The sequence below is a fragment of the Nonomuraea lactucae genome, from assembly GCF_003313395.1.
GTDB classification, from domain to species: domain Bacteria; phylum Actinomycetota; class Actinomycetes; order Streptosporangiales; family Streptosporangiaceae; genus Nonomuraea; species Nonomuraea lactucae.
In genome coordinates, this window is sequence record NZ_QNFZ01000885.1 from 1 (window position 1) to 7,132 (window position 7,132).

8 protein-coding genes are annotated in these 7,132 nt (G+C 74.4%); 5 read left to right on the top strand and 3 right to left on the bottom strand.

The features are described 5' to 3' along the window. From lnt to DQW85_RS30560, 3 genes are all read left to right on the top strand, one after another. A partial coding sequence (gene lnt / locus DQW85_RS30550; RefSeq protein ID WP_113703276.1) for an apolipoprotein N-acyltransferase occupies nucleotides 1–829 on the top strand: 829 nt, incomplete at its 5' end. A 7-nt stretch (nucleotides 830–836) separates the two neighbouring features. Continuing rightward, complete coding sequence (locus tag DQW85_RS30555) at nucleotides 837–1,220, top strand: ArsR/SmtB family transcription factor (RefSeq protein WP_113703277.1); 384 nt, start codon at nucleotides 837–839, stop codon at nucleotides 1,218–1,220. Continuing rightward, entirely contained in the window at nucleotides 1,204–1,821 is a 618-nt protein-coding gene (locus tag DQW85_RS30560; protein WP_113703278.1) for an SRPBCC family protein, read from the top strand. The genes DQW85_RS30555 and DQW85_RS30560 overlap by 17 nt, the downstream gene beginning before the upstream one ends. Nucleotides 1,822–1,898: 77 nt before the next feature. On the opposite strand, the gene DQW85_RS30565 is transcribed toward DQW85_RS30560, so the two are convergent. The 3 genes from DQW85_RS30565 to DQW85_RS30575 all read right to left on the bottom strand — a co-directional run bounded on the left by DQW85_RS30565 (nucleotide 1,899) and on the right by DQW85_RS30575 (nucleotide 5,289). Further along, nucleotides 1,899–2,663 carry an ABC-2 transporter permease gene (locus tag DQW85_RS30565; RefSeq protein ID WP_113703279.1) on the bottom strand — a complete coding sequence of 255 codons (765 nt, stop codon included), beginning with the start codon at nucleotides 2,661–2,663 and terminating at the stop codon, nucleotides 1,899–1,901. Nucleotides 2,664–2,755: 92 nt separating this feature from the next. Then, nucleotides 2,756–4,297: a DUF1349 domain-containing protein gene (locus DQW85_RS30570; RefSeq protein ID WP_113703280.1), complete on the bottom strand. Its 1,542-nt coding sequence runs from the start codon at nucleotides 4,295–4,297 to the stop codon at nucleotides 2,756–2,758. Further along, nucleotides 4,294–5,289: an ATP-binding cassette domain-containing protein gene (locus DQW85_RS30575; protein WP_113703281.1), complete on the bottom strand. Its 996-nt coding sequence runs from the start codon at nucleotides 5,287–5,289 to the stop codon at nucleotides 4,294–4,296. Before DQW85_RS30575 ends, DQW85_RS30570 begins: the two co-directional genes overlap by 4 nt. Before the next feature lie 132 nt (nucleotides 5,290–5,421). On the opposite strand from DQW85_RS30575, the gene DQW85_RS30580 reads away from it, so the two are divergent. Next, nucleotides 5,422–6,615 (top strand): HAMP domain-containing sensor histidine kinase, encoded by a 1,194-nt coding sequence (locus DQW85_RS30580; protein WP_113703282.1) that lies wholly within the window; start codon nucleotides 5,422–5,424, stop codon nucleotides 6,613–6,615. Nucleotides 6,616–6,725: 110 nt separating this feature from the next. Further along, nucleotides 6,726–7,132: response regulator transcription factor (locus DQW85_RS30585; RefSeq protein WP_240197525.1), on the top strand; the 407-nt coding region annotated here is incomplete at its 3' end.

Below are 7,132 nucleotides of genomic sequence, written 5' to 3' on the forward strand. Positions count from 1 at the left end.
GGAACGGCGGATCGCCGCCCACCTGCGCCTGACCGCCCAGCTCGCGGGCCGCGGACCCGACGTCGTGGTCTGGGGCCAGAGCAGCGTCGCGCTCGACCCCGCGCAGCGGCCCGAGCTGGACCGCCTGCTGCGCCGGGCCGCCGCCCAGGTGGGCGGCGACCTCCTGGTCAACGTGGACGCCGCCGACCCCACTGGGCGGATCGCGAAGGCGGCCTACCAGTACACGCCTGGCGGCGTCGTGAACACGTACGTCAAGCAGCGCCTCGCGCCGTTCGGGGAGTACATCCCGCTTCGGCCGCTGCTCGGCTGGATCGCCGGCCCCACCGAGGCGGCCGAGAAGGACCGGCTCACCGGCGACCGGCTCACCGTGTTCGAGGTGGCCGGCCGCCGCGTCGGCCCGCTCATCTCGTACGAGTCGACCTTCCCCGACATGCGGCGCGGCCTGGCCCGCATGGGCGTGGACGTGACCATCGTGCAGGGCTCGCTCACCACGTTCCACGGCAGCTGGGCGCACGCCCAGCAGGCGAGCTTCGAGGCGCTCCGGGCGGTGGAGTCGGGCCGCCCGGCGGTGCTCGTCGAGCTGGACGGGACCTCGGCGGCGTTCGACGCGCGCGGCAGGCGGCTGGCCTGGTTCCCGCCCGGCTACCGGGGCGCCTTCGTGATCGACGTGCCGCTGTCCCGGGAGGCGACGCCGTACGTGCGGCTGGGCGACTGGGTGCCCGCCCTGGCCGGAGGGATCGTGGTGGGTGCCGCCGCCGCCTCGGCCGTCCGATGGGCGCGAAGCCGCCGAACTACCGGGCTTGACTTATATAAGCCGTACCTGAAATAGTCTGGTCGTGCACGCGTTCGACGTCCTGGGAGACCCGGTCCGGCGCCGGATCCTGGAGCTGCTCGCCGCCGGTGAGCTGAGCTCTGGTGAGGTCACGACCGTCATCCGGCGCGAATACGGCATCTCCCAACCGGCCGTCTCCCAGCACCTGAAGGTGCTGCGCGACCACGGGTTCGCCACCGTGCGAGCCGAGGGCACGCGCCGGCTCTACGCCGTGGACCCGGCCCCGCTGCGCGAGGTCGACGCCTGGCTGGACCACTTCCGCGGGTTCTGGGAGCAACGGCTCGACGCGCTGGCCACCGAGCTGGCGCGCGGCAGACGGCAACGCCGGGCCACCGGCGAATCGCCACCACCACCAGGAGAAACGAGCACTCATGATCGACATCATTGACGCGATCAAGCGGGCCCGCCGTGAGGTGGGCGAGGACGGCGAGACCAAGACCGTCGTGCTCCGCCGCACCTACGACGCGGCGGTGGAGGACGTGTGGGACGCCTGCACGGACCCCGAGCGGATCAGCCGCTGGTTCCTGCCGGTCACCGGCGACCTCCGGCTCGGCGGCCACTACCAGCTCGAGGGCAACGCGGGCGGCGAGATCCTGCGCTGCGAGCCACCCAGCCTGCTCAAGGTGTCCTGGATCATGGGGGAGGCCGCCGGGCTCTCGGAGGTCGAGGTGCGCCTGTCGGCCGGCTCGGACCAGACCACCGAGTTCGAGCTCCGGCACACCGCCGTGGTGCCGCCGGAGTTCTGGTCGCGGTTCGGGCCGGGCGCGGTCGGCGTCGGCTGGGACCTCGCGCTGCTCGGCCTCGGCCTGTACCTGGCGGGCGGCTCGATCGGCGACCCGAACGCCTGGCAGGAGAGCGAGGAGGCCCGCCGGTTCATGACCGCCAGCGGCGAGGCCTGGGGCGAGGCCCACGAGGCCGCCGGGGGCGCCCCGGACCAGGTCGCCGCCATGGTCAAGAACACGATCGCCTTCTACGCCCCCGAACAGTGACAGGCCAGCGAGGAGTGCCGGCCCCACGGCGCTGCACCACGGCGCTGCACCACGGCGCTGCACCACGGCGCTACCGCTCAGGCGTCGCGCCGCCGTAACAGCAGGCCACCGCACAGTAGTGCCGCGCCGGCCCACGCCGACAGCACGCCCAGCCCCGCCCACGGGCTGAGGGGCAGGCTGGACAGATGGGTGGTGGCCTGCACGGCGAGCCCGGCGTTCATCGGCGAGAGCCGCCACAGGAGCCGCTGCCAGTCCGGGTCGCCGACCATGTACGGGAGGATCGAGGACAGGTACAGCAGGCCGAGCACGACACCGGCGGCCGCCGCCGAGTCCCGCACGGCGGTGCCCACGCCCAGGCTGAGCAGGGCGATCAGCGCCAGGTAGAGCACCGAACCGGCGACCGCGCGCAGGGTCGGCCCGTCGGCGAGCGACAGGGGCGCCGCAGTGAAGCCCCTGCCGGGCAGGACGAGCCGCCCGGCCAGCACGGACCCGAGGACGGCGGCGGTGCCCGCGACCAGCGTCAGGCCGGTGACGACGGCCGCCTTGGCGGTGAGGACGGCGCCCCGGCGTGGCATCGCGGTGAGCGTCGTGCGGATCATGCCGGTGCCGTACTCTCCGCAAATCGCCAGCACGGCGAGGATGGCCACGGCCGCCTGACCGGCCTGGACCCCGGCGAGGCCGAGCCTGACGGCGTCGTGGTCGCAGCGGGCCGGCGCGCAGGTCACGGTGGCGCACGCCGCGGCGCTCACCGCCACGGTCACCGCGACGATCGCGAGCAGCAGCGGGCCGGTGCCCGGTTCGGTGCGCAGTTTCGTCCACTCCGCGTGCAGTTCTCGCCTCATGTGACCCTCCGGCTCTCGTCCGCCCGTCTCACGCGACCCTCCGGCTGCCGGGTGCCGGGCTCACGCGACCCTCCGGCTGCCGGGTGGCCGTCTCACGCGTCCCTCCGCCGCACCTGGAAGGCGGCCAGGCCGAGGGCGAGCGCGGCGTACGCGCACACCACGGCGAGACCGGCCCACGGCGGGAGCGGGTAGTAGCCGAGCGACGGCACGTAGGGGCCGGTCACGTACGCGTACTCCGGAATGCTCTGCTGGATCGCGAAACCGGCGGCCGGGGTGACCCGCAGCAGCCACCGCGCCGCGTCCAAGGGCAGGACGGAGGTGGTCGCGATGACGTAGGGCAGCACGATCACCGCCACGGCGGTGGTGACGGCCGCGGCGCCACGCCGGAACAGGGCCCCGAGGGCGAGTGAGAGGACGGCGACCGCGGCGAGCAGCGCCGCGACGCCGGCGACGACCCGTACCTCGGTGAACGTGCCCACCGGGAGGACCTGGTTGCCGTTGGCGCGCAGGATCCGCGTGCCGATCGCGACCGACGGCACCGTCGCGGCCAGCCCGGCGGCGGAGGTGACCGCGGCGATCACCACGGCCTTCGCCGCCAGTGCCCGGCCCCGCCGCGGCTCGGCCAGCAGGCTGGTGCGGATCAGGCCCCGCCGGTGTTCGGCCGTGATGAACAGCACCGCCACGACGATCACCACGATCAGCCCGGCCGGCAGCCCGGAGAGGGTGCTCTCGATCGTCCGGCCCTCCCCGGTCGGAGCGATGTCGCCGACTCCTGTGACGGTGAACGTGCCGCCGGACTCCCCGAACCTGCCCGGATGGTGAGGCGTTCCGTCGGGGCCGATGGTCACGCCGATGTCGTCGCGGCTCCACGCGCCGTCGGACGCCGCTCCCCGCAGGCCGACCCGGTCGAAGACGGCCGTGGCCTCGGAGAAGCGGGCCGCCCCGACGGTCCCGCCGAAGGAGCCCTGCGTCAGCGTCACGTCCCCGGGGGAGGTGGCGAACAGCCCGACGCGCACGGTGGCCGGCAGCCCGGTCAGGCGGGCCACGCCGACCCTGGTCCAGTGCTCGCCGTCGCCCGACTCGTAGCCGGTCAGCGTGTCCCCGGAGCGGGTCAGCCTCAGCCAGCGCGGGGATCCCGCCGACACGCCGCCCGGCCTCCCGGCCACGTCGTGGACGTAGTCGTGCTGCATCCGCACCCCGTGCTCACCGGTGACCATCACCGCCGCGTAGGCCGAGCCCTGCCGGGTGCTCTCCTTGACGATGACGCCGGCCTTCGCCCACGGCACGAGGCCGGCCGCGACGTTGCGGACACCCGGGGTGGCGTCGGGCAGGCGGATCCGGCCGGTCATGGAGGTCACGCGGGCGGTGATGGCGCCGTCTCCGCGCAGCTCCTTGTGCACGAAGTAGAACTTGTCGGTCACCGCCTGGCCCTCCGGCCCCACCGGCGGAACGGGGCAGGGGACCTCGACGGGACCGGCGCTGCAGGACGTACGGCTGCCCGCCGCGGACAGCAGCCCGAGCAGCACGGTGACCAGCGTCGCGGCCACCATGCCGACCACCCAGCCGCGGACCGTGCGGAACTTGGTCCACTCCGCGCGCAGCGGACGTGCGAAGGGGGCGCGCCACCCGCTCATCGTGCCGCCTCCCGCCCAGCGGCGGTCCCGGCGGCGCGGAACTCGACCACTTCCCCGGTGAGGTTCATGTAGGCCTCCTCCAGCGTCGCGCGGTGGGCCGCCACCTCGGAGAACGGCACCGCGTTCGCGTTCAGGAGGGCCACGACCCGCTCGGTCGGGAGACCGGAGACGACCAGCATGTCGTTCCCGTCGCCAGCCACCGTGACGTCGCCAGCCACCGTGACGTCGCTCGCCACGCCGACGTCGGCCGCCACCGCGACGTCGGCGCGGGCCAGCGCCGCGATCGCCCGTTCTCGCGCCGCGGTGCGCACCCTGACCCGGCGGCCGGACGCGGCCTCGATCAGGCCGGCCACGCTGGTGTCCGCCACCACCCGGCCCCGGCCGACCACCACCACGTGGGCGGCGGTGCCCTCCAGCTCGCTCATCAGATGGCTGGACACCAGCACGGCGCGCCCCTCGGCGGCCAGCGACCGCAGCAGGCCGCGCATCCACACCACACCCTCCGGGTCGAGGCCGTTGACCGGCTCGTCGAGCATGAGCACCGGCGGGTCGCCGAGCAGCGCGGCGGCGATCCCGAGCCGCTGCCGCATGCCGAGCGAGAAGCCGCCCGCCCTGCGCCGCGCCGCCGGGCCCAGCCCGACCTGCTCGATCACCTCGTCCACCCGCCTGGTGCCGATGCCCTGGGAGTGGGCCAGCCACAACAGGTGGTTGCGCGCCGTCCGGCTCGGCTGCAGCGCGGCGGCGTCCAGCAGCGCGCCGACGTGGCTGAGGGGATCTCTCAGGCTCCGGTACGGCCGCCCGCCCACCAGCGCCGTGCCCTCGTCGGCCGCGTCCAGGCCGAGCACGACCCGCATCGTGGTCGACTTGCCCGCCCCGTTGGGGCCGACGAAACCGGTGACCTGCCCCGGCCGGACCGTGAACGACATCCCGTCCAGCGCCACGGTGGACCCGAAGCGCTTGCGCAGACCGTTGACTTCGATGGTTGCTCGCATGCGGGATGTTGTACGGACACGGCCGTAACAGGCGCCGAACGACGGCCGTCATCTCGTTGTTAGGTCCGGCACGGCATCCTGGTGGTCGGCACGCTGCGAGAGCGGCTGCGAGAGAGGTCCAGTGAGGCACTGATGAGGAAGCCGCGACGCCCGGCGCTGCCCGCCCGCACGGTGCGGCTGCGCTTCACCGTCCTGTACGGTGCCCTGTTCCTGCTGTCCGGCACCGGACTGCTGGCCATCGCCAACCTCCTGACCCTTGGCCCGTTGCAGATCAGCCACGTCGCGCCCGCCGGGACCCCGCCGCTCCAACCGTCCGCGCTCGCGGCCGCCCTGGAGCACATCGACCTGCTCCAGGGCCAGCTGTCGGAGGCGCGGGCGGCGCAGGCGCGGCAGCTGCTCGTGGGCTCCTTGGTCGCGCTCGCCGTCATGGCGGTGGTGTCGGTCGTGCTGGGCCGGTTCGTGGCGGGGCGGGTGCTGCGCCCGTTGCGGACGATCACCGCGGCCACCCGGCGGATCTCCGCCGACAACCTGCACGAGCGGCTGGCCGCGCCGGGCCCGGCCGACGAGGTGAAGGACCTCGCCGACACCATCGACGAGCTGTTGGAACGCCTGGAGGGCTCCTTCGCCGCGCAGCGGCGCTTCGTCGCCAACGCCTCCCACGAGCTGCGCACCCCGCTGGCGACCATGCGCGCGTCGCTGGACGTGGCCGTGGCCAAACCGGAGCCCGCACCAGCGCAGACGATCGCGCTCGCCGACCGGCTCCGCACCGAGCTCGACCAGGTCGACAGGCTCCTGGAGGGCCTGCTCGTGCTGGCCCGCACCCAGCACGGCGACCTGTCCGACCGGACGACGGTCTCGCTCGGCCGCCTGGTGTCCGCGGCCCTGGACGCCCGCGCCGCGGACGTCACGGCCAGGAAACTGACGGTCCACGAGAACGCCGGTCGCGAGAGCCCGTTGACAGAGGGCAGCCGGACGCTCCTGAGCCGCATGGTCGGCAATGTGATCGACAACGCGATCGTCCACAACCACGAAGGCGGCTGGATCCGGGTCGCCGCCATGGCCGACGGCGCGGCGGCCAGGCTCGTGGTGGAGACGGGCGGGCGGGTTCTCGACCAGGAGCAGGTCGCCCGGCTGGCCCAGCCGTTCCAGCGGCTCGGCGCCGACCGGACGGGCTCCGGCGACGGCTCCGGGCTCGGCCTGTCGATCGTCGCGGCCGTCGCCGCGGCGCACGGCGGCGAGCTCGACCTGCGTGCCCGGCCCGAGGGCGGCCTCCGGGTGACCGTCTCCCTGCCTCTGGCAGCGGCTGCGGTGGAAGTGCCGGCGTGATGGTCCCGGCGGATGCGCGGGCGGGAGTGCAGGGGTGAGGGTGCTGGTGGATGCGCGGGCGGGAGTGCAGGGGTGAGGGTGCTGGTGGGTGCTCGGGCGGGGGTGCAGGGGTGAGGGTGCTGGTGGTGGAGGACGCGCGGTCGCTCGCCGCCGTCCTGGCCGAGGGGCTGCGCGACCAGGGCATGGCCGTGGACCTGGCCCATGACGGCCTGGAGGCGGCGGCCAAGCTCGACGCGAACTCGTACGACGTGGTCGTCCTCGACCGCGACCTGCCCGGGATCCACGGCGACGCCCTCTGCCAGATGATCACCGAGCGTGATGACCGCGTCATGGTCCTGATGCTGACCGCGGCCGGATCGCCCGGCGACCGGGTGAGCGGCCTGACGCTGGGCGCCGACGACTACCTCGCCAAGCCGTTCCACTTCCCCGAACTGGTCCTGCGCGTCCGCTCCCTGGCCCGCCGCCGGCCCGCCGCCCGCGCCCGCACCCTGCGCGCCGCCGGTGTCGAGCTCGACCC

Coding starts and splice junctions, on each gene's coding strand:
- DQW85_RS30570 (WP_113703280.1), bottom strand. CDS start 4,297: ATGAGCGGGTGGCGCGCCCCCTTCGCACGTCCGCTGCGCGCGGAGTGG.
- DQW85_RS30560 (WP_113703278.1), top strand. CDS start 1,204: ATGATCGACATCATTGACGCGATCAAGCGGGCCCGCCGTGAGGTGGGC.
- DQW85_RS30575 (WP_113703281.1), bottom strand. CDS start 5,289: ATGCGAGCAACCATCGAAGTCAACGGTCTGCGCAAGCGCTTCGGGTCC.
- DQW85_RS30565 (WP_113703279.1), bottom strand. CDS start 2,663: ATGAGGCGAGAACTGCACGCGGAGTGGACGAAACTGCGCACCGAACCG.
- DQW85_RS30580 (WP_113703282.1), top strand. CDS start 5,422: ATGAGGAAGCCGCGACGCCCGGCGCTGCCCGCCCGCACGGTGCGGCTG.